This window comes from Paenibacillus sp. JCM 18996 (genome assembly GCF_055392555.1).
In genome coordinates, this window is sequence record NZ_AP043884.1 from 673121 (window position 1) to 697961 (window position 24841).

At 47.9% G+C, this 24841-nt stretch carries 22 protein-coding genes, 1 pseudogene and 1 other annotated feature; of the genes and pseudogenes, 14 read left to right on the forward strand and 9 right to left on the reverse strand.

What is annotated here, in order from left to right; genetic code table 11:
* The first annotated feature begins 145 nt into the window (after positions 1-145).
* Positions 146-420 (forward strand) — a binding site (T-box leader).
* A 92-nt stretch (positions 421-512) separates the two neighbouring features.
* A complete protein-coding gene (tyrS, locus tag ACZ5N7_RS03255) occupies positions 513-1769 on the forward strand; it encodes a tyrosine--tRNA ligase (protein WP_464657366.1) in 1257 nt (418 codons plus the stop codon).
* 150 nt (positions 1770-1919) lie between these two features.
* Here tyrS and ACZ5N7_RS03260 read toward each other — a convergent pair whose 3' ends face one another.
* Both ACZ5N7_RS03260 and rpsD read right to left on the reverse strand, forming a co-directional pair.
* A complete protein-coding gene (locus tag ACZ5N7_RS03260) occupies positions 1920-2411 on the reverse strand; it encodes a GNAT family N-acetyltransferase (protein ID WP_464657368.1) in 492 nt (163 codons plus the stop codon).
* A gap of 276 nt (positions 2412-2687) precedes the next feature.
* Positions 2688-3287 (reverse strand): 30S ribosomal protein S4, encoded by a 600-nt coding sequence (gene rpsD / locus ACZ5N7_RS03265; protein WP_464657370.1) that lies wholly within the window; start codon positions 3285-3287, stop codon positions 2688-2690.
* A gap of 427 nt (positions 3288-3714) precedes the next feature.
* On the opposite strand from rpsD, the gene ACZ5N7_RS03270 reads away from it, so the two are divergent.
* From ACZ5N7_RS03270 to ACZ5N7_RS03280, 3 genes are all read left to right on the forward strand, one after another.
* Positions 3715-4830 (forward strand): aminopeptidase, encoded by a 1116-nt coding sequence (locus ACZ5N7_RS03270; protein WP_464657372.1) that lies wholly within the window; start codon positions 3715-3717, stop codon positions 4828-4830.
* Positions 4831-4917: 87 nt separating this feature from the next.
* Entirely contained in the window at positions 4918-5166 is a 249-nt protein-coding gene (locus ACZ5N7_RS03275) for an HPr family phosphocarrier protein (RefSeq protein WP_464657374.1), read from the forward strand.
* Between the two features lie 276 nt (positions 5167-5442).
* Positions 5443-5727: an Fpa/YlaN family protein gene (locus tag ACZ5N7_RS03280; protein WP_464657376.1), complete on the forward strand. Its 285-nt coding sequence runs from the start codon at positions 5443-5445 to the stop codon at positions 5725-5727.
* A gap of 41 nt (positions 5728-5768) precedes the next feature.
* On the opposite strand, the gene cax is transcribed toward ACZ5N7_RS03280, so the two are convergent.
* On the reverse strand, positions 5769-6845 hold the full coding sequence (cax, locus tag ACZ5N7_RS03285; protein WP_464657377.1) for a calcium/proton exchanger: 1077 nt from the start codon (positions 6843-6845) through the stop codon (positions 5769-5771).
* A 236-nt stretch (positions 6846-7081) separates the two neighbouring features.
* Between cax and ACZ5N7_RS03290 the strand changes: the two genes are divergently transcribed.
* Positions 7082-7465, forward strand: coding sequence for an Asp23/Gls24 family envelope stress response protein (locus ACZ5N7_RS03290; protein WP_464657378.1), 384 nt, complete (start codon positions 7082-7084; stop codon positions 7463-7465).
* 25 nt (positions 7466-7490) lie between these two features.
* Here ACZ5N7_RS03290 and ftsW read toward each other — a convergent pair whose 3' ends face one another.
* Both ftsW and ACZ5N7_RS03300 read right to left on the reverse strand, forming a co-directional pair.
* On the reverse strand, positions 7491-8633 hold the full coding sequence (gene ftsW / locus ACZ5N7_RS03295; protein ID WP_464657380.1) for a putative lipid II flippase FtsW: 1143 nt from the start codon (positions 8631-8633) through the stop codon (positions 7491-7493).
* A 9-nt stretch (positions 8634-8642) separates the two neighbouring features.
* Complete coding sequence (locus ACZ5N7_RS03300) at positions 8643-8990, reverse strand: YugN family protein (protein ID WP_464657382.1); 348 nt, start codon at positions 8988-8990, stop codon at positions 8643-8645.
* A 236-nt stretch (positions 8991-9226) separates the two neighbouring features.
* On the opposite strand from ACZ5N7_RS03300, the gene ACZ5N7_RS03305 reads away from it, so the two are divergent.
* Together ACZ5N7_RS03305 and ACZ5N7_RS03310 are read left to right on the forward strand one after the other, a co-directional pair.
* Positions 9227-10408 carry a M20 family metallopeptidase gene (locus tag ACZ5N7_RS03305; RefSeq protein ID WP_464657384.1) on the forward strand — a complete coding sequence of 394 codons (1182 nt, stop codon included), beginning with the start codon at positions 9227-9229 and terminating at the stop codon, positions 10406-10408.
* A 96-nt stretch (positions 10409-10504) separates the two neighbouring features.
* A complete protein-coding gene (locus tag ACZ5N7_RS03310; RefSeq protein WP_464657386.1) occupies positions 10505-10942 on the forward strand; it encodes a CBS domain-containing protein in 438 nt (145 codons plus the stop codon).
* Between the two features lie 101 nt (positions 10943-11043).
* Here the strand turns inward: ACZ5N7_RS03310 and ACZ5N7_RS03315 are convergent, their stop codons facing one another.
* Positions 11044-12651, reverse strand: coding sequence for a bifunctional metallophosphatase/5'-nucleotidase (locus ACZ5N7_RS03315; RefSeq protein ID WP_464657388.1), 1608 nt, complete (start codon positions 12649-12651; stop codon positions 11044-11046).
* Positions 12652-12795: 144 nt separating this feature from the next.
* On the opposite strand from ACZ5N7_RS03315, the gene ACZ5N7_RS03320 reads away from it, so the two are divergent.
* From ACZ5N7_RS03320 to ACZ5N7_RS03350, 7 genes and pseudogenes are all read left to right on the forward strand, one after another.
* Complete coding sequence (locus ACZ5N7_RS03320) at positions 12796-13752, forward strand: phosphate/phosphite/phosphonate ABC transporter substrate-binding protein (protein WP_464657390.1); 957 nt, start codon at positions 12796-12798, stop codon at positions 13750-13752.
* Between the two features lie 1045 nt (positions 13753-14797).
* Positions 14798-15343, forward strand: a complete 546-nt coding sequence (locus ACZ5N7_RS03325) for a hypothetical protein (protein WP_464657391.1) — start codon at positions 14798-14800, stop codon at positions 15341-15343.
* A gap of 11 nt (positions 15344-15354) precedes the next feature.
* Positions 15355-17679: a DNRLRE domain-containing protein gene (locus ACZ5N7_RS03330; protein ID WP_464657392.1), complete on the forward strand. Its 2325-nt coding sequence runs from the start codon at positions 15355-15357 to the stop codon at positions 17677-17679.
* Positions 17615-18580 (forward strand): hypothetical protein, encoded by a 966-nt coding sequence (locus ACZ5N7_RS03335; RefSeq protein WP_464657394.1) that lies wholly within the window; start codon positions 17615-17617, stop codon positions 18578-18580. Before ACZ5N7_RS03330 ends, ACZ5N7_RS03335 begins: the two co-directional genes overlap by 65 nt.
* Positions 18498-19175: an RHS repeat-associated core domain-containing protein gene (locus tag ACZ5N7_RS03340; protein WP_464659120.1), complete on the forward strand. Its 678-nt coding sequence runs from the start codon at positions 18498-18500 to the stop codon at positions 19173-19175. The genes ACZ5N7_RS03335 and ACZ5N7_RS03340 overlap by 83 nt, the downstream gene beginning before the upstream one ends.
* A 91-nt stretch (positions 19176-19266) precedes the next feature.
* Positions 19267-19536 (forward strand): hypothetical protein, encoded by a 270-nt coding sequence (locus ACZ5N7_RS03345; RefSeq protein WP_464657396.1) that lies wholly within the window; start codon positions 19267-19269, stop codon positions 19534-19536.
* Positions 19537-20355: 819 nt separating this feature from the next.
* A pseudogene (locus ACZ5N7_RS03350) lies at positions 20356-21946 on the forward strand (IS1634 family transposase).
* Between the two features lie 357 nt (positions 21947-22303).
* On the opposite strand, the gene phnE (ACZ5N7_RS03355) reads toward ACZ5N7_RS03350, so the two are convergent.
* From phnE (ACZ5N7_RS03355) to phnC, 3 genes are read right to left on the reverse strand one after another with little or no spacing between them, the layout of a single operon-like run.
* Positions 22304-23101 carry a phosphonate ABC transporter, permease protein PhnE gene (phnE, locus tag ACZ5N7_RS03355; protein WP_464657398.1) on the reverse strand — a complete coding sequence of 266 codons (798 nt, stop codon included), beginning with the start codon at positions 23099-23101 and terminating at the stop codon, positions 22304-22306.
* Positions 23098-23880 (reverse strand): phosphonate ABC transporter, permease protein PhnE, encoded by a 783-nt coding sequence (phnE, locus tag ACZ5N7_RS03360; protein ID WP_464657400.1) that lies wholly within the window; start codon positions 23878-23880, stop codon positions 23098-23100. The genes phnE (ACZ5N7_RS03355) and phnE (ACZ5N7_RS03360) overlap by 4 nt, the downstream gene beginning before the upstream one ends.
* Positions 23877-24647 (reverse strand): phosphonate ABC transporter ATP-binding protein, encoded by a 771-nt coding sequence (gene phnC, locus ACZ5N7_RS03365; protein ID WP_464657402.1) that lies wholly within the window; start codon positions 24645-24647, stop codon positions 23877-23879. Before phnC ends, phnE (ACZ5N7_RS03360) begins: the two co-directional genes overlap by 4 nt.
* Between the last annotated feature and the right edge of the window lie 194 nt (positions 24648-24841).

Sequence of the window (24841 nt, forward strand, 5' to 3'; positions counted from 1 at the left end):
CTGTTAACCGAGACCCCCCTTACAACAGATTTATTATAGCACAAAAATGAGAATTTGAAGGCAATCAGGCGATTTTTGGAAGATGCCCGTGTTAGTTATTTGACATTTTCCCGGTTGATATGATATAAAAAGAGAAAATTGATACTTGATCGCGTTGATGGAGGAGTTGCCCCGCAATTCCGAGTAGAGTGCCCGCATGAGCTTCAAGAGAGTCGGTGGTTGGTGTGAATCGACAGCGGCAGGCATTTCGAAGTACGCTCCGGAGCAGAAGAAGAGAACCTAAAGCCTTTGCCGGCTTTATTAGTAGCTTTTTCCGGGTAAATCCCGTTATTCATTTGTAAAGTGAGAGCAGCGGCCGCGTTCAGCGCGCACTGCTTTAATTAGGGTGGTACCGCGAGCCGAAGCCTTCTCGTCCCTTACGGATAAGAGGGCTTTTTGTGCTGCAAAGGGTTTGTTTACTTAGGATGAGAGAATGGATCGACCTGTAACGAGAATAGAGGAGGACATCATTTATGGCAAAATGGGAAGAGTTATCGATCGCGCAGCAGCAGGAGGTGGACCGCCAGCTGAATTGGATCCGCCGGGGAGTAGTGGAAATCGTACCGGAGGATGAGCTGAGGCAAAAGGTGATCGATTCGGTAGCGACGGGCACTCCGCTCAAAGTGAAGCTGGGGCTGGATCCATCGGCTCCGGATATTCATGTGGGCCACACCGTAGTCATGCAGAAGCTGAGACAATTCCAACAGCTCGGACATCAGGTGCAGCTTATTATAGGCGATTTTACAGGACGTGTCGGCGATCCCACAGGCAAATCCGAGACCCGGAAACAGCTGACGGAAGAAGACGTGAAGCGCAATGCGGAAACGTACCGGAAGCAGATTTTTAAAATTCTCGATCCTGAGAAAACTCAGGTACATTTCAACTCCGAGTGGCTGGGCAAAATGAATTTCGCGGACGTCGTCGGTCTTTCCGCCAAGGTGACTGTGGCCAGAATGCTGGAAAGGGACGATTTTTCCAAACGGTTCAGCACCGGCCAGCCAATTCACATTCATGAATTTTTCTATCCGCTGATGCAGGGAATGGACTCGGTCGCTTTGAAAAGCGACGTGGAATTGGGCGGAACGGACCAGAAGTTTAACCTGCTGATGGGGCGGACACTGCAAAAGGAATACGACGTGCCGGCGCAGGTGGCGATTATGACACCGCTGATCGAAGGGTTGGACGGCGTCAACAAGATGAGCAAGAGCTTGGGCAACTACATTGGGATCGATGAAGAGCCGAATGAAATCTATGGCAAGTCGATGTCGGTTCCGGATGAGCTGATGCTGAAATACTATGAGCTTGCGACGGACTTGACGCTGGACGAATTCGAGGCATTGAAAGCCGGTCTGTCGGACGGCAGCGTCCATCCGAGAGACGCAAAAATGCGTCTGGCCAAAACGTTCGTGCGCATGTACCACGGGGAAGAAGCGGCGGGCGAGGCGGAGCAGCATTTTATTACGGTGTTTCAGCAAAGAGCGCTGCCTGACGATATTGAAGAGGTGGAGCTCAGCAGCTCAGAGCTGGAGGAAGGCGGAATCCGCCTGATTAAGCTGCTGGTGGATCTTGGCCTGCAGGCGTCGAACGGAGAAGCGAGAAGAAGCATCCAGGGCGGCGCGGTGAAGATCAATGAACAGAAGCTGGACGACATTAATGCTGTCATCTCCATTGCGACAGGAGATATCGTGCAGGTAGGTAAACGCAAGTTTGCAAAGGTTAAGCTGGTATAAATCGACGGGAGCCCAGTGGGAGCTGTTAACAGCCATTTCGCAAAGCGGAGTGGCTGTTTTTAACGTTAAGTTTTCGATACAAAGAAATGCGCCCCATGGAAAAGCGATCAATTAAAATCTCGTTTTCCAGTTAGTTCCATCCAGAATCGCTTATTCAATTTCCGCCTCATAAAATGCTGTTGGAAAAATGCCAAACATGACTCTTTCACTTACTTTTCTAAACCCTTGCATTTCATAAAAGCTGCACAATTTGGGTCTATCGGCAGCACAATCGAGCCTCAAATATGTCTTTTTTAGACTCTTTGCTCGTTCCTTTGCCCAATGAACCATGTCTTTAGATAACCCTTTGCTTGCATATTTCCTGCGTACGGCCAATTTGTGCAGAAAAAGAGAATCATTTCCGGAATCAGGCCAAAATGTCCTGTCTTCTTCCTGAAGGATCATCACTGCCGCCGCCTCTTTGTCTATATAAGCGATAAACAATTCCTCGATTGTATTATACTTCAGCAGATTTGCAGGGGAGAATTCACGGTCATTCCACATTTCCTTGCCTGCGTTTTTTAGCCATAATGCGGCTTCCCTGAGAATTGCAAGAAAGTCCTCCAACTCATTTTCTGCAATATTCTTTATCGTCAGCTCCATGGGAAACTCCCTCTAAGCACCACTATAATTATAGAACAAGTGTTCGTAAATATCAAGTGTGTAATTTGGTCTTACAAAAGGGGACCTTAAATCTCCCGATTAGTACTTTCTATCACAATAAGAAAACCTCTATGGAGGCTATTCAAGGAGGAGCGACCGCGTTTTAAAGGCAGGTTTTCTTGGTAACACCATTTCGCTTTAATCCTTTAACAAACTTAAACTTTCTTTAACGTTAAAAAAGAGCGGCCCGCAAGGGTCGCTCTCTTAGTTGAAAGATTAACGGCTGTAGAACTCGACGATTTGCTTTTCGTCAATTTCAGCTGGAAGCTCAGCGCGCTCCGGAAGGCGCACGTATCTGCCTTCGACGGCGTTTTCGTTGAACTCAAGGTATGCAGGAAGGTAGTTGCGGTTAGCTATAGCTTCTTTGACCACGGAAAGGTTTCTGCTTCTTTCGCGTAGGCCGATTACGTCGCCTGTGTTCACGATGTAGGAAGCGATGTCCACTTTCTTGCCGTTGACGGTAACGTGTCCGTGAGATACCAATTGACGAGCGCCCGAACGGGAGTTGGACAATCCAAGACGGTACACCAGGTTGTCCAGACGGCTTTCCAGCAGCACCATGAAGTTCTCACCGGAAATACCTTGCATATGGGATGCTTTGGTGTACAGGTTGCGGAACTGCTTCTCGTTCAAACCGTACATGTGGCGAAGCTTTTGCTTCTCTTGAAGCTGGATGCCGTAGTTGCTCATTTTCTTGCGCTGTCCCTGACCGTGTTGGCCCGGAGGGAAAGGACGCTTCAATTCTTTGCCTGTGCCGCTTAGTGAAATTCCAAGACGACGGCTTAGTTTAAATTTAGGACCAGTGTAACGTGACATGTATGAGTTACTCCTTTTGCAATGTAATGTTGTATTTGTTGTTTTCAATCGAATAGGTTGTGTGGTTATATGCCCGACTTTGTTTATGACAACGGTGGAACCGTCGTACCTGACAAGCTTTTCAGCCGCTGTCTTGCCAGCAACAAAATCAGTGAGGGTGTTCATAGAATCACACGAAATAAAATTGCTTGTACTCGACTTCTTATTTTATAAGATAAACAAGGTTAATGTCAAGCTAACAAGCAGGCATTTTTTTCTAAAGGGGAAAATGCCTGCAAGTGCGTCTGGAATGCGTCTGGTGGAGGTTTTCGTATTTTTCGGGATTAATGATACAATAAGCGTGAAAGAACATCATCGGTACATAATGGTATCAGTTTGGAAAGGCTTTCATTCTGTGAGCCATCAATTTACTAATGGAGGTTGGGGTATGAGAGACCCACGTTTAAAGCAGCTCGCCAAAAATATTGTGAACTATTCTCTCGGGGTTAAGCCGGGCGAGAAGGTGCTTGTGGAAATGTACGGTTCCGAAAGGGAGATCGTCAAGTGTCTGGTGGAGGAGGTGGCCGCCGCCGGGGGGTTCCCTTATGTGCAGTTTGTGGACCATTCGGTGCTGGCACGGGTGATTGGCGGGGCGACCAAGGACCAGATCGAGCAGTGGGCCGAGATCGACCTGGGCCTGATGAAGGAAATGGATTGCTATATCGGGCTGCGGGCGGGAGAGAATGTAAATGAGCTTTCGGCTGTGCCGGATGACAAGATGAAGCTCTATGAACTGTATTACAGCAAGCCTGTACATCTGGAGCAAAGGGTCAAGCACACCCGATGGGTCGTGCTGCGTTATCCCAACGCGTCCATGGCTCAGCTGGCCAATACTAGCACGGAAGAGTTCGAGGATTTTTATTTTAACGTATGCAATCTCGACTACAGCAAAATGTCCAAAGCGATGGATCCGCTCAAGACTTTAATGGATCGGACGGACAAAGTGCGAATCGTTTCGCCTGGAACCGATCTTACTTTTTCCATCAAAGGAATCGGGTCGGTGAAATGCGAGGGCCACAGGAACATTCCGGACGGAGAGCTGTATACGGCTCCTGTGCGGGATTCCGTCAACGGGACCCTCTCTTACAATACTACATCCGTGTACAAAGGAACGGTCTTTGAGAATATCGTGTTCGAATTCGAGAACGGTAAAATCGTGAAAGCCGCTTCGAACCATACGGATAAAATCAACGATGTGCTGGATTCGGATGAAGGAGCAAGATACATCGGGGAGTTCAGTTTGGGCTTCAATCCATATATCCTGCATCCGATGAAAGATACGCTGTTTGACGAGAAGATCGACGGCAGTCTGCATTTTACCCCCGGCCAAGCCTACAAGGAAGCGGATAACGGAAACCGTTCCAACGTGCACTGGGATTTGGTGCTTATCCAGAGACCGGAATACGGCGGGGGAGAGATTTATTTTGACGATGTGCTGGTCCGCAAGGACGGCCGCTTCGTGCTGGACGAGCTGGCGGGGTTGAATCCGGAGAATTTGAAGTGAGAAATAGTAGTTGCAAAATGACGGCCAGACCATGTATCATAATATTACCAATAAGGTTCAGCAGGAACCATAACGGAGGGATTACTTATGACAAACTCTAACAACGCAGCTATCGTAGAAATCTCACAAACCGCGAATCGTTTCCGGTCTTCCATCGTATTGCAATATGAGAACAAATACATCGATGTGAAGAGCATTCTCGGCTTGTTCACTACTTTGGTCAGCTCCAGCCAGTACGACCTTCACGTGCATGGTCCTGATGCGGAAGAAGCGAAAGCGGCTATGGCCGAGGTGTTCGAGAAGCACAACCTGAAAATCAACAATATCATCGACTGAGCTAAAATAACGCAAAAAGCATTTTCCCCCGCGGAAGATGCTTTTTTAACGTTAAAGAAAGTTTAAGTTCGCTAAAGGATTAAAGTGAAATGAAACTTTGTTTACCAAGAAAACCTACCTTTAAATCGCGGTCGCTCATCCTAGAATGGCCTCGATAGAGGTTTTCTTATTTTTCACCCGATTCGGGGGTAGTCTCTCTTGTGAATTTGTTAATTTTCGACTAAACTAAGCTTATGGAATGAAAGGACGCCACCAGTACAGGAGGGGGGTAGCAACATGTCTTCATCGGAGTTAATTATTAACTTAAATCTTAAAGCCATTACTCTTCTTCAGGAAGATGCTGATAAAATAGCCAAGTTAATCGAAGTGCAAATGGAGAATTTGACCACCCGCCAGTGTCCGCTGTACGAGGAAGTGCTGGATACACAAATGTACGGGTTGTCCAGAGAAGTCGATTTTGCGGTCAGGGCAGGGCTTATTTCAGAAATGGCAGGCAAAGAGCTTCTAAGCGGCTTGGAAAGAAACCTGGCGCAGCTTTATGAAGCGATGGGAAAGGAGTAGCCTTCGGGCTGCTTTTTTTTGTCGATTAAATGTTATAATATTTACACCAGGAAGAATACAAGCCCCAAGATCGAGTAAACCGTCAAAAGCAAAACACCCTCAAACCAATTGGTCGAGCCGTCCCTGGAAATTGCCGTGGCTATGAACACCGAGACGGCGATTGCCGCAATCTCATAGTTGGTGAATACGATATCCATCGTATGGCCGAAAAAGAAGCTTATGATCACCAACACGGGAGCTACAAAAAGCGCAATTTGCAAAGAGCTGCCGATGGCAATTTCTACCGCTGCGCCCATCCGGTTCTTCAAAGCGAGCAGGACGGCTGCGCTGTGTTCCGCGGCGTTGCCGATGATGGCGATCAGGAAGCCCCCCACGAAAAGCTCCGACAGCCCGAAGCTGTTAGCGAAATCTTCCACCGTGCCGACGAGCCACTCACTTAGAAAAGCGACCATCACTGTAGAGAGAACCAGGTATAAAACCGAGACGAATTTGGACCACTGCGGTTCGTGCACCTCATCTTCCAGCACGATACCGGGTATCTCGGATTCGTTCTGTTCTTCGCCCAGCTCCTTTTTGTGAGTGATCATGGAGAAAACCAGCCACAATAAGTAGGCGGCAATCAGGATCCCTGCGACCGTCACACTCATCAGCTTCGTCTCTCTAGTCGTCAAGCTCCCGACAAAGGTCGCCGGTATGAACAGGGAAATGACGGCCAGCAGCATTAATGAAGCGTTATGGACGGCCAGTTTCACGTTGAAATTTTGCTCTTTGTATTTGAGGCCGCCCAGAAACACGCTAAGCCCGAGCACGAGCAGCAGGTTTCCGATGATGGAGCCTGTGATGCTGGCTTTTACGATACTGAACAATCCGTCCTTGATGAGGAAAATAGCGATAATGAGCTCCGCTGCGTTACCGAAGGTTGCGCTGAGAAAACCGCCCATGCGTTCGCCGGCGTAATGGGCTACGCTCTCCGTCGCTTTTCCCAGAAAAGCGGCTACAAACACAACGGATATACAGCAAATCGAAAATTGCACCGCCGTGGGCATATGTGTGTAGTGGGCCAATGCGCTGAGCACGAAAGTGGCGATAAGTCCGATATTGAAAGCATGTTTTTTCACGGCAAGTTCCTCCTGAGCTTAGTAGTGCCTGGATAAGATTTCCTCGAGAAAGCAAGAAAACTTTCTTTACTATACCTCATCTTTTTCTTCTATGTAAATAATTATGCCGTTCTTGTTTAGTTAACCGGAAACAACTTGAATTAATCTTGGCCAAAATCAACTTCAAGCAGCCGGTATTGCGTTCATGCCTGCCAATTATTACAATAAGAGTATATTCACCCAAAGGAGCTGATCCCATGTCCGACTCGTTGCAAACCGGCCTGATCCGTATTTCCGATGATGTTGTTGCAACCATTGCCGGCTTAGCCGCATTGGAGACATCCGGCATCGCAGCCATGTCCGGAGGAGTATCCGAAGGCTTGGCCAAGAAGTTGAGCGGCAAGAATGTTCAAAAGGGAGTATCTGTGGAAGTGGGACAGCTTGAGGCGGCGATCGACCTTAGAGTAGTGGTCACCTACGGCAGCAAAGTTCATCAGGTTTGCAGCGAGCTGCAACAGAACGTAAGGGAAGCGGTTGAAAATATGACCGGTCTGCGCGTGGTGGAAGTGAATGTCAAGGTGGAAGGTGTGGCCTTTCCGGAAGAAGAGGCCCGTGTGGACGACGCGCTCCGGGTGAAATAGCGCGGGCACAAAGAAAGGAACTTTCCTAAGCAGGATAGTTCCTTTCTTGTTCTTTTGGCGATTGCCGGTTTTCCAGCTGGTCGAGCCGGCTTTGTTCCCTGGAAATGCTGAGCAGGATGCCGACGCACATAAAGGAAACGACCATTGAAGTACCGCCGTAACTGATAAACGGCAGAGTCACCCCAGTCATAGGAATCGCCCCGGTGACCCCTCCGATATTAATGAACACCTGGATCGCGAACATTCCGACAATGCCCACGCCCGTCATCATACCGAAAGTATCGCGGCACCTCAAGGAGACGATAATACCGCGCCAGAACAGGATCAGATAGGCGAGCAGCAGCCCGGAGCTGCCGATAAAGCCAAATTCCTCCCCAATAATCGCAAAGATAAAATCGTTATAGGGAAAGGGCAGATAATGCAGCTTCTGGATGCCCTTTCCGAACCCTGCCCCTGTCAGGCCGCCGTGTCCGAACGCATACAGCGCCTGGATCAATTGATAGCCCGTCCCTTGAGGGTCGGCCCATGGGTTTAGATAAGCGGTAATCCGATCCTTCCGGTGGCCCGTGAGAAAAAAGGAGCCGAGCGTGGCCAGCCCCATTCCTCCCAGAAATAGATGCCTGAGGTTCGCTCCGCCAGACACGATAACTACAAGACCGCCTCCTACCAGAATACAGGCCGATCCGAAGTCGGGCTGAATCATAATCAGCGCGGCTACGAATAAAAGGATGCACAGCACGGGAAGCAGGCCTTTTTTGAACTCTTTGAACTTGTCACCCTTTTTGGAGATTAGCGCGGCCAAATAAAGAATAACAGCCAGCTTTGCGAGCTCCGCCGGCTGAAGGTTGAAGGGGCCCAGCACAAACCAGGATTTGGCTCCGTTGTAATAGGTACCGAAGAAAGGGAGCATTAAAAGCAAAAAAGTGACAAACAGAAAAAACGGTTTGACCAGCTTTTTGATTTTGGCGAATTGCATATTCATTAAGGTTAACATGATGATCAGTCCAACAATAATATAGACAGCGTTCCTCTGGGACAGAAACCAAGGCCCTTGTTTGGGGAACAACACGGAACTGGCGCTGAATACCATGGCAAAACCGAAGATGGCCAGTACGATTGTGACAAACAGGAGGGCGAAGTCAGGCGTTCCTCTTGGAGCAGCTTTCATGCAGCCGCCTTATTGGGAAAGCTTCTTTTTCAACTCGGACAAGGTTTGCTGCGCCTTCGACATGACATTCTGCGGAATCGGAGAATCGTAGTCGAGCCCGTGCGGGAAGGAAGTCACTCCCATGTATACGTCTTCAATATTAAGGAGGGCATCAGGAGATTCCAGCTTGCCGGACTCCGCGCGTGTATTTATACGCAGGTAGTATTCCTCCTTGCTCGCTTGTTCGACCAGTTTCAAATCGTATGTAGCGCGATAATATTCCCACTGCCAACGCACAAAGCCCAGGCTGCCCATTACTTCGTCCATATAGGCAAGATCGCTTTTCATTCCTGTCAAACCGCTATTTTCAATAATCACAATCTTTTCCTCCTGATAGGTTAGGTTAATTTTCCACCGGATGCGTGAAGTTCCTTTACTCATGATAGTATGTTTTGGACTGATTCGCAAGACACTGCCAGTATGGGAGTTGACGGAAAATATGAACTTCTTGTGTCCAGCGAAAGCTTTGGCCTGGATGCAATCCCGATACATATTTTGTTATAATATAATAGATTTTACATTCGGGAAACTTGTATAAAGAGGAGGGAAAGTGCTTGAGCAGATACCATAGGGAAGTAGATTCGATGTTCCCGCAAACCGTAGAGTGGCGCAGAGCTCTCCATCGGAATCCGGAGCTTTCTTTCCACGAAAGCCGGACGTCGGCGTTTGTCGCGGAGCGCTTGCAGGCGTGGGGGCTTGAGGTCCGAACCGGCGTTGGAGGGCATGGGGTCGTGGGCAGGCTTCACGGCTCGGAACCCGGCAAGACCGTCGCTTTAAGGGCCGATCTTGATGCGCTTCCTATACAGGATGAAAAGCACTGTGATTACGCCTCTGAGGTGCCGGGTGTTATGCATGCGTGCGGCCACGACGCCCATACATCCGCCCTTTTGACGGCAGCGAAAATATTAAGCGAGGCGAGGAATGAATGGAAGGGGACGGTTGTCTTTCTGTTCCAGCCTGCAGAAGAGGTGACTCCCGGCGGGGCCAAATCGATGATTGAAGACGGCGCGCTGGATGGGGTCGAAGCCGTGTACGGGGTCCATCTATGGACACCTTTCCAAGCGGGAACAGTGTTCAGTCCGGCCGGGCCGATGATGGCTTCCGCAGACGAATTCGTTATCAATATCAAAGGAAAGGGGGGCCATGCAGGGCTTCCTCACGAAACAATCGATACGATCCTGGTCGGCTCTCAATTTGTCACGAATCTGCAGACGATTGTCTCACGCAGAGTCAATCCGATCGAGCCTTGCGTCGTATCCGTCGGGACCTTCCAAGCAGGGAACAGCTTTAATGTCATTGCGGAAACATGCACGCTTAAAGGCACGGTGAGAACTTACAACGACGGGCTGCGCCATGTGATAAAAGAGCAGATAGAAGAAACTCTTTCGGGGATATGCTCGATGTACGGAGCAGAGTACAGTATAGATTATAAAATGGGCTATCCTCCGCTTATCAATCACGCCGGTGAGGCGGAACGCTGCCGCAGAGTTGCCGGCCGGCTGTTCGGGGAAGCGAATCTTCTGCAAGCACAGCCGGTGATGGCTGCCGAGGATTTTGCCTACTATTTAAAAGAAGTCCCTGGATGCTTTATGTTTGTCGGAGCGCGGAACGAGGATGAGGCAACCCAATACTCCCACCACCATCCGAAATTCGATATTGACGAACAATCGATGAAAGGCGCGGCCAAGCTTTTGTTCGATATGGCTCTGGATTATTTGGGCGAAGCAGCGGTTTAAATGCGGTCCTTGCCTCCGGAACGAATTTTTTTCAGCTTCCTGGAGAACCTAACCCATACGCAAAGCAAGCTAATAACCGATGCGGAGGGATTTTTCTTGAAAACATTAAGAGACATCATGACCAAGGACTGCGTAACCGTTACAGTGAAGGACAATATTTATGAAATCGCGGTAAAAATGGCCAAGAACGACATCGGCTTCGTGCCCGTGGTGGAAGAGAACAGCTCCAAACTGATCGGCGTGGTCACTGACCGTGACCTTGTCATCCGCGGCTATGCGGAGAAGCACTCCGGTTCGTCGTCGGTAAAGGACGTAATGAGCGACAATATCGTCTCCGCCTCGCCCGGCACTTCAACTGATGAAGCCGCGCGGCTGATGGCGCAGCACCAAATCCGGCGCCTGCCGGTTGTCGAGAACGGGAATCTGGTGGGCGTGGTCGCTATCGGCGATCTGGCGGTGAGAAGCAGCCTCGAGGATGAAGCAGGGGAAGCGTTAAGCGTCATTTCCGAAGAACATCATCATACTCTTCATTAAGTAACAAAGCCTCTACCAGAGCCATTCTAGGATGAGCGACCATAAACATTAAGCAAAAGGAAGGCAGGCGGCCTTCCTTTTTGCTGATCTTGCGGCGGAAATTATCCGTTGATCTCCTGCTCGCCATATACTACTCTCCAGTTGCCGTCCACCTTCGCGTCGATTGTCCCGCGCTGAAGAATGTAATTCGCAATCAGCTCCGACATATCTATGGGAATGTCCTTTATGACGGGTTTGTTCTGGAACATCGTATAATTCCCTCCCCCGCCGCTGCGGTAGTTGTTCATGACCACGTCGTATTGTTCATCGGGATGCAGAGGCTTACCTTTATAGAGCAGTTGGGTGACACGGTCCCCGATCGGCCTGGAAATGTCAATCGTGTATTCTATCCCTTCCCACATATCATAGTTATAGTGCTGGGGCTTCGGAGTCAGGAACTCCGGGTTTATCTCCACAGTACCGTTATTATACCCGCCGAAATACGATGCGGACTTCTCCAAAGCATTTTTTATATCCATTCCCGACACCCGGATGACTTTGAGCGTATTGGGATAAATGTAATTGGAGACGACGTGGCGCATCGTTATATTGGGCGGGAATCCCGGGGAGTGATTGTCGAACAGGGCTGTGTTGGAAATATCGGCACCGGAAGCGTCCATCTGCACGGTATTGATGAACTCGATCAACGCGCCGTCCTTTGTCCTTACCGCAAGCGGGTCAGTCACCGTCATATCCCCGGTCGATGTACCCATCGGCTGGTCGAGCCATTTTTGCGTGGCGTCCTCGTAGGGCTGTAGCATGGACATAAGATCGCGGTCCGGGGCGATGTCCTCTACGGAGAGCAGCTCCGAACTTTTGCCCACGCAGCTCCATTTTCCGTCTGCTTTTTCCATCACCGCTTGAACTTTGCCCAGATGGGTGCCCAGGCTGCCCGGTTGGACAACAGTGACTCCGTTGATTTGCGTGCCGGAAATCGTACGATGCTGATGCCCCGTCAGCAGGATATCGATTCCCTCCACTTCAAGGCACAACCGGTATCCCTGATTCTCACCTGTCAGCACTTCCGTCGGCTCACCGGTGGCAAGGTCCCGTTCGAATCCTCCGTGATAGCTTACAATTAGCAGATCGACCTGCTCTTCATCCTTCAGCAGCTTAACCCATTTCCGGGCACTTTCCACCACATCCTCAAAATGCAGGGGAGCGATATGATCGGGATTTTCCCAATTAGGCACATAATGTGTGGTCAGGCCCAGAACGCCTACTTTGATGTCGCCAGCCATTCGTTTGATAAGATAAGGCTTCCCGAAGAAAGGCTCCCCTGTCCGTTTATCCGCAATGTTGGCCGCAAGCCACGGAAAATGCGATTCGTCAACCGCCTTGAGCAGCAGCTCCAGTCCGTAGTTAAACTCGTGGTTGCCGATCACCGCACAAGCGCACTGCAGCTCATTAAGTCCCAGGATCATCGGATGAACCGGCTCGCTGTCTATTCTTGCATGATAATAAGTGAGAGGGGTGCCCTGAACCAGATCTCCATTGTCGATATAAAGCGTGTTGGGATTGCGCTTCATTTCCTGTTTGATTAATGTGGACAATTTGGACAGACCGACGTTGGCATGAGAGTTGTCTGCGTACCGGATCGGATACGCGCTCCCGTGCACGTCGCTCGTTTCCAAAATCGTGATGACCACTTGACCGCTGCCTGTTTCCATTAGCATTCTCCGTTCTTTAACGTTAAAAAATTACAGACTTATTCTACCAAAATTCGCTATCGGTTTACAATTAATTCACTAGTATAATTTTACATATACGTGATATATTAAGTTTATTCTTTCATAAATATAGGGGGACTGATTGTGTTAAAAAAGTTTACTTCCATTTCACTCGCCGTGGTTTTATCCATGGGCATCATGGCGGGCTGCGGCTCCAAGGCGGCTCCGCAAGAACCGGCCAAATCGGGCACAGATACCAAGCCGGCGGCTTCCGGTTATGTTCCGAAAGAATTGAAGGTACAGTTCGTTCCTTCGCAATCTGCGGAAACTTTGGAAGCCAAAGCAAAGCCGCTGGAAAAGCTGCTGTCGGATAAGCTGGGCATTCCGGTGAAAGTGACCGTATCCACAAACTACAATACGATTATTGAAGCTATGGCTTCCAAGCAGGTTGATGTCGGCTTCCTGCCGCCAACCGCCTACGTTTTGGCGAAAGAGAAGAAAGCTGCCGAGGTACTGCTTCAAGCTCAGCGTTTTGGTGTGAAACAGCCTGGCGGACAGCCTACAACAGAGCTGGTGGATTCGTACAAGTCGATGTTCATCGTTAAAGCGGATTCCAATATTAAAGATTTGAAGGATCTCAAAGGCAAGAAGGTGGCTTGGCAGGACGTGACATCTTCCGCAGGTTATGTATGGCCGGCGGCAGAGCTGAAGAAAGCAGGCGTCGACCCGGAGAAGGACGTTCAAGGAATTACGGTCAAAGGGCATGATAAAGGCGTGCTTGCGGTATTGAACGGAGATGTTGACGCGGCCGCGGTTTTCGAAGACGCCCGTAACACTGTGAAGAAGGATAAGCCGGACGTGTTCGACAAAACCAAAGTCCTTTATCTGACCCAGCCGATTCCTAACGATACGATCAGCGTTCGTTCCGACATGGACAAAGAGTGGATGACGAAGATCCAGAACGCCTTTATCGAAATCGGTAAATCCGAAGAAGGCAAGAAAATCGTAAGAGATGTTTACTCGCATGAAGGTTACGTGAAATCCGACGACAAGAACTTCGATATCGTCCGCGACTACGGCAAGCAAGTAGGCCAAAAGTAAAATCTTCGATGTAAAAAGGGGATGTTCCTAAAGCAGGCAGAAACTTGCTTTAGGATCGTCCATTTCTTTAATATTTGATTAAAGATTGAAAAAGCAGCCGAGAAGGAGATGATCCTTGCTGGGCTGCTTTGCTCTTGTATAGAGAATTTTGAATTTCGGAGGCTGTGGAATAAAGTATCATTAGTGTGGGTTTTGAGCATCCGCTGTGCAGTGTCGCAACTCGCCGGGAGGAAAAATTAAATGGAAATCCTCAATCTAATTTGAGTTCGATAGGGTTAGAAATGCATTTAATTGAAAAAGTTCCATCAAAATCAGCGATTATTTTAATATTTGACCGGAATGGGTTGAATTAACGGCAGGTTTTCCATGATATGGTTAGGAAAGCAACTAAACAGGACAATTATCAGGATATTTCCCGTTAATCAAAGTAATCCAGCATGCCGCGGGGCAGCACATACCCTCTCCATTTCCCCGCAAAGCAGGGAGCAGCCAGCCTTGTAGATCACTTTTTCAACATCAAGACCGCGTCGTTTTATGATCAATTCTTTAAAATGACGCTCTACATCTTTCGGCCGGATCGGCCCAGCCAAGTCCCACTCTCATCCCCCTCCATAAAAACAGAAAACGTCTAGTTTCCACCTCGTCAGAATGGAACGGCACGTTATTCCTCACTTACCTTTGGTTAAAAGGTAAACGAATGAACAAGACAGGTCCCTGTCCTTTGAAATAGGTTTCTGTTTTTATTCATCCTAAGCGTGATTTGGTTCTTTCTTGCTAACTATCTCCTTCTTGAGCTCATCAGATGGTTCTTTTCATTTCCAGAAACAAACTTTTTACCTCAATTATGCGACAGATCGAGAGTGCTCGACCGTCGCGGCCAACACGCATGAATGAAAGCCTGAATAACGACCAGTTAAATAGTTACTTTCATGGGAAATAAAGTATTTGATTCCATAAACTTTGATATATACCATTTCATATAATCTAAGTATATTTAAATCGTCATCTGGATGATACATATTATAAGATGGAAAGAGGTACTACATTGTCCAGACTTTATCGCCATATCCGTCGTTATTTATCGCTGCTGATCTCCTCCACATTGGTTTTCAATCTTATTGCTGTAACCACAGCAACTGCAGCTCCTGGAGAATCCCAGCGAACTCCACAGAAAAACACTCTTAATTCGGATATCGGTGAATTACCGAATAAGCTTCCCAAAACGAAACTTGAGTTAACCACCAAGCGCACGAAATATTCCACACGCTATCTCAATCCAGACGGAAGCTTTACGGAAGAAATCTTTAACCAACCTCAGTTCTATCAAGATGCTTCGGATAAAAAATGGAAGAAGATAGACAATAACCTTAAGGCAAGCACCAAAAAATCAGGAAACTTTGAAAATACAGCCAATAGTTTATCCGCAATGCTAGCCGATCAAGCAGGAAACGGTGATCTTGCCACGGTGGAAAACGAAGGTAAGAGCATTGCGCTTATCCCTGTGCAAGCTAACAAGGTCAAAGGTGCGGTAAAAGGAAACGAAGTCACCTACCCCGGCATATTGCTGATACCGATGCCCGCTATCGTATAAATGGCGATACCTTGAAGGAAGACTTGATTCTTCAACGCTATACTAAAAACTCCTTTTCCTATGAACTTAAATTAAATGGGGTCAAAGCGAACGTAGAAAAAGACGGCACCATTACCTTTCAAGATACAGACGGCAAAAAGGCATGGTACTTTGAAAAACCGTATATGACCGATGCGAACGGAAAATATTCGAACAAGGTAACCTTGGCTCTTCGTGAAGAATCCGGGAAAACGTTTGTAGATGTTGTAGCGGATCAGGCTTTTCTCCAAGACGCGGGTACGAAATACCCGGTGACGATTGATCCTTCGATTGATACTTGGGACGTTCAACGGGACAACTTTGTTTCGAGCGCCTTTCCAACCGATATATTTAACAACAACAACTACATGGGTACGGGAAATAACAGTTATTTCGGAACAACCCGCTCGCTTGTGCAATTCTATTTGCCGAGCCTGCCAAGTGACAGCAAAATTTCAAGCGCCAACTTTAACGCTTATGAAACCGAGCCGGATACTACGAGTGTTTCGATCGATCTGTATCGGGCGACGAGCAGTTGGCCCTCTTCCGTGACATGGAATACCCAGCCAACAATTGGAGCAACTCCGGAGTTTACATTAACGAACAATACCCCAAATACCTACTGGCAGTGGGATATCACGCAGCTTGCCAGGGACTGGTATAACGCTGTGCAGCCGAACTACGGATTTATGCTGAAACAGCAAAATGAAACCACGTCGCCCTACCACGCATTTGCTACTGTAAACAGCGGAACTAACACGCCACGGTTAACCATCAACTATACGGTGGACGGAATCGGGTTGGAAAGTTACTGGAGCCTCACCAAGGACGGCGTCAATCCATCGAACGGGAATCTGGTTATACAGAAAAACGATCTGTCCATTCCGGGACGTGGCGTACCGGTAAGCATGACCCGCACGTACAATAGCCGCAAATCTTCAGTACCCGGTATGTTCGGTTATGGATGGATCAGCAATGTGGAAGCGCGGCTCGTTGATGCGGGAAGCGGACCGATCACGTTCATTGATGAGGACAATACCCGCCACATCTTTGGCCAAAACGTTGGAGGAGGGTATGTCGCTGCAGGTGGAGATTATTTCACGCTGGTTAAAAATGCGGACGCCACCTACACCATCACGCAAACGGATGGCTCAAAGGTCAATTTCAATACGAGCGGTAAAATCAGTTCCATTGTAGATACGAATGGAAACATAACAACCTTAACGTATGATGCTTCCGGCAAGTTGACCACCATCAAGGACGCTTCGCTTCGTACCACCACCGTTGCCTATGGAACGAACGGGTATGTTTCTGCTATCACTGATCCGGCCAACCGCACGATAAGTTACGCGTATGATGCGGCCGGGAATTTGACGCAAGTAACGGATGCGGCCGGTATGATTACAACGCTTGCTTACGATGCCAACCACAAGCTGACCGGCACAACCAATTCCCGTAATATTACGGCAACTATCGGATATGATGCATCCAATCGGGTAACCAGCATCGGTCAACCGATTACGATCAATGGCATCGTTCAAACGAGCACGACCAGCTATTCTTACGACACCGTCAATATGGTTACGGCGGTCACGGACGGAGAAGGCAAACGCGTGGACTATACTTATAGCCCAAATGGCAATGTAGTCCAGGTAACGGAAAATCCGCTCGATGCGGCTAACAAGGCCATCACCACATTTGCATATGATAACAACAATAACTTGACGCAAGTACAGGATCCGAACACAAACAAGGTGGGCGGTACAGACAAGTACGTGTATACGTATGATGCGAACGGGAATATCACCGCGAAGCAGCTTCCCGGAAGCCAAACTTCCTACAACACGTACGATAACAAAAATAATCTAACGAAAACACAGGACTTTAACAGCAGTATCAGCTCGTTTGATTATGACGCGAAAAATAATCAAACGCAATCTACAGATCCTAACGTTCAAACCTCGGCAAGTGCTTATGGACCCACAGGAAATTTATTGTATACCACTCATCCGATGTCCGCAGCGGATAATCTCATTTTAAATTCAGGATTTGAGAAGGATTCAACAGCCAAAAACTGGCCGGATAACTGGTCCCAAATCGTGGAAACCGGTAAAACTGCAACGTATGCCTGGTCTTCGACAGCTAAATTTGGTTCAAAAGCGATCAGTATTTCGAACCCTACAGGTTGGGCCATCGCGGTTTGTGATCAACAGATTCCTCATGTGGCCGGAAATAAATACATTTTAAGCGGTTATGTCAAAACGACGGATACGACCAATACAGGATGCCAAATTAGCAGCAACGTCCTATGGCTATGACGCTGTCGGTAATCGGACGACCGTCACCGATGCAAAGAATAATGTAACAACGTATGGGTATAACGAGATTAACAAAATTTCTAGCATTACCAACCCGTTGAACCAAGTGATTCAATTGGGATACGATAAGAATGGGAATGCGACAAGCCTCACCTTCCCGAAAGGGGACAAGGTATCCTATACCTTCAATGCCCTCAATCGTATGGATGGAATATTATACAACGGCGTCAAGCAATGGAGCATCGCATACGATGCCAATGGCAACATCACTTCGGTCACAGATTCTGCGGGAAAAGCGACGACCTTCACCTTTGATAAAAATAACCGTCTCACCCAGCAGGCAGAAGGGGCATCGAACAAAGTCGATACTGCTTACGATGCCAATGCTAATCCTTCATCGCTAACTGTTACTGCTGGAGCAGCAACAGTTACTACAGGGTATGGTTACAACTCGATGGATCAAGTGGTTTCTCTATCTCGAAATAGCGCAAACCAAGCGAAGTTCGTCTATGATGAGAGAGGGAACGTTATCTCCATCACGCGGGCGAACGGTACGTATACCTCGTATGAGTACGATGCGGCAAACCGTTTACAATCCGTGAAGAATTATAATGCTGCAGGTGCATTGCTGGATTCGTTCACCTACTCTTATGATGCCGATGGCAATCGTACGAGTGTGGTGACGGGCGCGGGAACTATTTCCTATCAATATGATGCCTTGAATCAATTGACACAGGAAACGTTACTGGACGGAAGCACCGTTGCTTACGCTTATGATGCAGTGGGAAAGGACAACGAAAACGGTCACTCAAGGCGGGATAACGACAACAACCACTTATACGTACGATGCTGCGAACCAGCTCACTGCTGTAAACGGCCAAGCCTATACGTACGATGCTAACGGCAACTTAACAGGCAACGGGGCAAGGACTTTCATTTACGATATAGAAAATCGCCTGATTGAAGTGAAGAATTCTGCCGGAACAAGCTTGGCGACATTCTCCTATGACCATGAAGGCAAACGGACGAGTATGACTACTTCCAGTGGTACTTTAAATTTCCACTACAACGGGAACAAGGTCATCTACGAGACGGATGCGAACAATAATATTGTTGCCGACTACACTTGGGATGCTCAGGGTAATCCTGTCACAATGACAAAGTCAGGTGTAACGTATTACTATCATCTTAATGGTCACGGCGATGTAACGTCATTAACGGATGCAACCGGTAATACGGTGGCTCAGTATCAGTACGATGCGTGGGGAAATATTCTTTCCCAAACCGGACCGATGGCTTCCTCCAACCCGTATCGTTATGCAGGTTATCGTTATGATGAAGTAACAGGTTTATATTATCTCATGGCACGATATTATGATTCGGGGGTGGGGCGATTTATCACAAGAGATACGTTCCATGGTATTGAAGATGATGTTCAATCATTAAACCCATATTCTTATACTAAAAATAGATCCAAGTGGGCATCTTTATTTTAGCTTAAATTTAGGGTTTGGTAGTAAGTTCGCTTTTAGATCCGGTTGGAATTATGCAAGAGGTTATCTTAAAGTTACCCTTGGTGGGCTAGGTGTGAATTTGATTGGGATTGGAGTTGGTTTTGGGGTTGGCTTCCTCGTTCGATCTTTTTTAGCTAAAGCAATAGCAACGCAACTTGCAGCAAAATTAGGTAACCTTTATGCTAAGGTTTACGGGCAAATTTGGAGTTATCTTTCCAAAAAAAGTTTAGGAGTTATTGGTGAAGGTGTTGATTTGAGTTGGCCATATAATGTTATTTTTGATCAAACCATTCCACTTTGGGGGTGGTGGACTCAAGAGTATAAAGACTCACTTAATGCATAATTAATGTTTTAAATTATAAACCGGCATCTAATGGTGCCGGTTATTAATAAAATCAGAAGGTTACTAAATAAAATATTCATCTGAAAAACGAGGTGAAATCGTTGATTTGGTTTTGGATTATACCCATTATTTCATGGTTCTTTGCTTTCGCATTGACCATATTTAGTTTTCGTATTACAAAAGAATATCATAAAAAAAAGAGTATTCTTGATTATTCTCCCACATTAGGTATCACTTTAATTGAAATCATATTGAGCGTGATTATAGGGCTATTATTCAAAATTATGCCGTGGTGGATGACAAAAACATTACTATTTCTCATTGCCATTGGATTTTTATTACTTGGTATCTATTTATGCCAGATAGGTATTGCTTTAAAAGAATAAAAACGATTATGCTAACCAAAGTGACGGATGCTAAATTAGCAGTGACCTTGTTGTTCTCCCATAAAAGGACACCTTTTTCTCGTTAAGTATATTATTACCCTAAATTTTCTTAACGAAGTATCCACTTCTTATACTGGTCATAATCCGGATTTTGCTTATGCATGGAAATACTGGGGATTGAAAGTTTGGTTCTCAAGTAACATTGTAAATTGGTTATGGAATCATAAATAATGAAGGCGGCGGTGTAGTATTACAATTTCGATGGAACTGGACGCTCAGAGTTGTACCTTCTTATCCTGGATTCCCGCTGAAACATAACGAGGCGCTATGTAGAACCGGCATGAAACCCCTGTAAATGCTGGGTTTCATGCCGGTTTTTGCTTCACTTTATCATCGTTATGGTGTTATGATATACATAACGAGGTGAGAGCGAATGGCAACCATTGTCTATCAAAAAGACAAGCGTTCCGGTATTACTTATGCCTATGAATCCGTTTCGTATTGGGACAAAGAAAAGAAACAATCCCGTGCAAAACGTGCACTCATTGGCCGAGTGGACAATGAGACGGGGGTGATCATCCCGACCGACGGCAGAGGGCGAAAAAAGCAAGAAGCGCCTGCCGCTGTAAAAAGAGGACCGGTACCCTCCACGCAAAGGGCAAGACGGTTCTATGGCGCCACCTATCTCTTCGATGCAATTGGCGAGAAACTCGGCATTGCCGAAGATTTGAAACAATGCTTCCCGGGTATGGAGCAGCAGATGTTATCGATCGTGTACTATCTCATTCTCGAGGATAAAAAATCCGCTCTATCGCTTTGAAAATCCTTACGGCCAAAACATTTCCTCCCAGCGCAGCAGCGAAATCTTTGCTTCCATTACGGAAGAGGCGAAAAGCCGGTTCTTCCGCCTCCAAGGGAAACGACGTATGGACAAGGAGTTCTGGGCCTATGACATTACATCCATTTCCAGTTACTCCGAAGGCTTGCGTCAAGTCCAATACGGCCGGAATAAAGAGGGGGATCCGCTGGCGCAACTGAATCTGGCGCTGGTGTTTGGCGAGATCTCTCATCTTCCGTTTTATTACCGCAAGCTGGCAGGAAACATCCCGGATGCCAAGACGATCACAAACTTGCTGTTGGAATTCGCTGTACTCGGCTTCTCCAAGGTAAAGCTCGTGATGGATCGCGGATTCTACAGTGAAGGCAACATCAATGCGCTGTTCATAGCGCACTTGAAATTTCTGATTTCGGCCAAGATGTCTTTGTCGCTGATTCGTAACGAATTGGATCGCATCTATGATCGCTTTCGCACGTTTGAGCATTACAACGAGAAATATGAACTCTACTGCCATACCGTGCAGGCGCAGTGGAGTTACACCGAGCACCGTCCCTATAAAGGCGATACGCTTGATGAACCCAGACGGATCTACATTCACTACTACTACAACATTGACAAAGCCGCCGAGGATGAAAAATCGTTCGACCGCAAGTTGATCGGCATGCGCAAGGAGTTGGAGTCCGGCCGCCGCGTTCCGGAGCATGAGTCGCTGTAGAAAAAATACTTTGAGGTGAAGACCACGCCGAAACGAGGATCGCGAGTTACGGTGAAGGAAGAAGCTGTTGCCAAGGCCAAGCGTTACTACGGTTACTTTGCCCTGATGACCAATGAGACGATGGATGCCGTTACTGCGCTGGAGTTATACCGTAACAAGGACGTGGTGGAGAAAGCCTTTGGCAATTTAAAGGAACGACTCAATATGCGCCGTACGCTGGTTTCTTCTGAACAAAGTCTGGAGGGCAAGCTGTTTGTTGAGTTTGTGGCACTTATTTATCTTTCATACATCAAAAAGCAAATGCAGGATACCGATTTGTTTAAAACGTATACGATGCAAAGTATGTTGGACAAGCTCGATGTCATCGAATGCTTTGAAGCGCCTGGTCAAAAACTGCGTGTTGGCGAGCTTCTGGAGAAGCAAAAGGAGATTTACATCAGCCTGGGTGTCGAGCCTCCCTCCTCGTTATGAGTTACCGGGAATCCAGGATTTATGAGGGATAAAAGTATTGTATTCCTAGAGAAAGAGCGCAGTTTGCGCTCTTTCCTCAATTATTTTGAACTTAAGATAGGGGATGTACAACAATGTCTCATCAATGGCAGATTTTTTTATATTTAGTAGTGTTTGGTCTTGGATACTATTTTCATAAAAGAATGTTTGGATTTAAATACGCAATCCTTAATACAATTCTTTTAATTGGTTTTGGTATGTTCCTTATCTCAACAAATCCGATATATGTGTTCATTGGTATTTCAATTGCAATATTTACTACGATAACATCGTTTATTGTATGGATAAGAGCACGGCGTTAATTAAAACATATGCCCCTTAGACCAATTTGCGGCGCAAATAGCTTGAGATGGAGTCGATCAAGGTGACCGTGACAATAATGCCCAGCAGGATAATGCCCACCCTTGCCCAACTCCTGGCTTCCAGGGCAAAGATCAACGGGGTCCCGATGCCGCCCGCGCCGATAATGCCCAGAATGGAGGCGGCGCGCACGCTCAGCTCGAACCGGTACAGTGTAAACGACAGGAAGTCGGGGAGAATCTGCGGAAGTACGGCGAACCGCAGCACTTGAAGACGGTTGGCTCCGCAGGCGATCAGCGCTTCCGAAGGGCCTTCGTCCATATTTTCTACCGCTTCCGAGAATAATTTGCCGAGCATGCCGATGGAATGAAGCCCCAGCGCAAGCACTCCGGCGAACGAACCGGGCCCCACCGCTTTAATAAACATGACGGCCAGCACCAGCTCGGGGAACGTGCGGATAAAGATAAGAACGAATTTGCCCGAGCCCGAAACCGATCTCATCTTGCTCATATTGCGGGCGGCCCAGAATGCGAAAGGGATGCACAAAACGGCTGAGATGAAGGTTCCGAGCACAGCGATCGCGAGTGTATCCAATAAGCCGCGCAGCAAATCCTCGCCTTCGGGCAAATAGACAAAACTCCAGTCGGGATGGAACAAACCTTTTACGATGGCGACGGTGAATTCCCACGCGGTCGGTTTGATGCCGGTAAAATGAATCCCCCCGACGGACCAGACATAGATCAGGACGATGATCGCCAGGGTGGTCCAGAAGCGTATGCGCTGACCGACAGGTTTTTTCACAGCTGCACTTTTCATAGCAATCTCTCCCGTATTTTGTTGCTGGCATAATCCACGGCCACAACGATGGCGAAGGTGAGCAGGATAATCATCGCAACCCGGTCATAGCGCAGCTGGTTCAGCGTCCGGTCGAGCAGAATCCCGATACCGCCCGCTCCCACCATGCCCAGAACGGCGGAGGCGCGGATGTTGACTTCAAAGGTGTAGAGGAAGTAGCTCATGAAATGGGCAGTCACTTGCGGAATCACCGCGTAGCGGATCCACTGCAGCTTGTTCGCTCCCACAGCCGTCATCGCTTCCAGCGGGCCGGGGTCGATCGCTTCTATCGATTCGTAAAAGAGCTTGGAGACGATCCCGAAAGAAAAGAAAATCAATGCCACAATACCCGCAATGGAGCCAATTCCGAATATGGTAACGAATAAAGCGGCAAACAGCAGCTCCGGAATCGTCCGGATCAGATTAAGCAGGAAGCGTGCCGGATATTGGACCCATACCGTCCTGGTCACATTTCCCGCTGCCATGAGAGCTACGGGGATGGCTAACAGCGCTCCGACGGTGGTACCCAGGATCGCCATCCTGACGGTTTCCATCATCGGACTCCAGATGACATCGATATATCCCCAATCCGGCGGAAGCATCTCGGCCAAAATTTTGAACATTTCGGGGAAATTCTGAAACAGCTTGGTCAAGGAAGTGCCGGTTTGCACCGAGCTGCCCCACAAGAGCGCCGCAATGACCAGCAGGGTAACGTAGCTTTTTATGCGGGCCGGGGGTTTGACAGGGCTGGATGGGTTCATTCTTCGCCTCCCAAAAGCTCGTCTTTTTTGATCGGCCGTCCATAGATTTCGGAGAAAACTTCATCCGTTGCGGAGCTTACAGGTCCGTCAAAAACAACCTGTCCGGCCCTCAGGCCGATGATGCGGGTGGCGTATTCCCGGGCCAAATCGATGAAATGGAGGTTTACGATCGTGGTGATGTTCAGTTCCTGGTTGATCCGTTTTAGGTCGTCCATAACCTGGCGCGTGGTCAGAGGGTCCAAAGAAGCGACCGGCTCGTCGGCAAGAATAATTTTGGCTTCCTGCGCCAAGGCTCTGGCTATGGATACCCGCTGCTGCTGGCCGCCGGACAGCTGGTCGGCGCGGACGTAGGCTTTTTCCTGGATATTGACCCTGTCCAGGGCGTCCAGCGCAAGCTCCACGTCCTTTTTGGGAAACCATCCGAGCAGGGTGCGGAAAGTGGAGTGGTAACCGACGCGGCCGGAAAGCACGTTCTGCAGTACGGACACTCTTTTGACCAGATTAAAGCTCTGAAAGATCATCCCAATGTCCCTGCGCATAAAACGCAATGCCTTTCCTTTCGCTTTCGTGATCGATTTGCCGTCAATCAGAATTTGGCCGTCCGTGATTTCGTGCAGTCTGTTGACGCACCGCAGGAGGGTGGACTTTCCCGCACCGGATAAACCTACGATGACTACAAATTCTCCTTGACGGATCGTCAGATTGATGTCTTGCAGCCCTACCGTTCCGTTAGAGTATACTTTTGACACGTTCTGAAATTCAATCATTAGATTCCTGCCTTTTGTCAAGTGTATTGAACATAGCTATTCTTCGACCTCATCTCCTGGATTTATTCGACAAAACTTTCTAAATTCCTCTACAAAAATAGTACTGGATGAAAATGGGACGCTATGGTAAAATAAAGGAGCATTGAACACGTGTGCATAAATGCTGATGCGAGAATGGGAAGCGCTTACCGAAT

What these genes read in the sequence shown, in the direction of transcription:
- ACZ5N7_RS03335 (WP_464657394.1), top strand. Translation starts at nt 17,615, where the DNA reads ATGTCAAAACGACGGATACGACCAATACAGGATGCCAAATTAGCAGCA.
- ACZ5N7_RS03270 (WP_464657372.1), top strand. Translation starts at nt 3,715, where the DNA reads ATGAGAGACCCACGTTTAAAGCAGCTCGCCAAAAATATTGTGAACTAT.
- phnE (WP_464657400.1), bottom strand. Translation starts at nt 23,880, where the DNA reads ATGAACCCATCCAGCCCTGTCAAACCCCCGGCCCGCATAAAAAGCTAC.
- tyrS (WP_464657366.1), top strand. Translation starts at nt 513, where the DNA reads ATGGCAAAATGGGAAGAGTTATCGATCGCGCAGCAGCAGGAGGTGGAC.
- ftsW (WP_464657380.1), bottom strand. Translation starts at nt 8,633, where the DNA reads ATGAAAGCTGCTCCAAGAGGAACGCCTGACTTCGCCCTCCTGTTTGTC.
- rpsD (WP_464657370.1), bottom strand. Translation starts at nt 3,287, where the DNA reads ATGTCACGTTACACTGGTCCTAAATTTAAACTAAGCCGTCGTCTTGGA.
- phnE (WP_464657398.1), bottom strand. Translation starts at nt 23,101, where the DNA reads ATGAAAAGTGCAGCTGTGAAAAAACCTGTCGGTCAGCGCATACGCTTC.
- ACZ5N7_RS03275 (WP_464657374.1), top strand. Translation starts at nt 4,918, where the DNA reads ATGACAAACTCTAACAACGCAGCTATCGTAGAAATCTCACAAACCGCG.
- ACZ5N7_RS03260 (WP_464657368.1), bottom strand. Translation starts at nt 2,411, where the DNA reads ATGGAGCTGACGATAAAGAATATTGCAGAAAATGAGTTGGAGGACTTT.
- ACZ5N7_RS03315 (WP_464657388.1), bottom strand. Translation starts at nt 12,651, where the DNA reads ATGGAAACAGGCAGCGGTCAAGTGGTCATCACGATTTTGGAAACGAGC.
- ACZ5N7_RS03290 (WP_464657378.1), top strand. Translation starts at nt 7,082, where the DNA reads ATGTCCGACTCGTTGCAAACCGGCCTGATCCGTATTTCCGATGATGTT.
- ACZ5N7_RS03280 (WP_464657376.1), top strand. Translation starts at nt 5,443, where the DNA reads ATGTCTTCATCGGAGTTAATTATTAACTTAAATCTTAAAGCCATTACT.
- phnC (WP_464657402.1), bottom strand. Translation starts at nt 24,647, where the DNA reads ATGATTGAATTTCAGAACGTGTCAAAAGTATACTCTAACGGAACGGTA.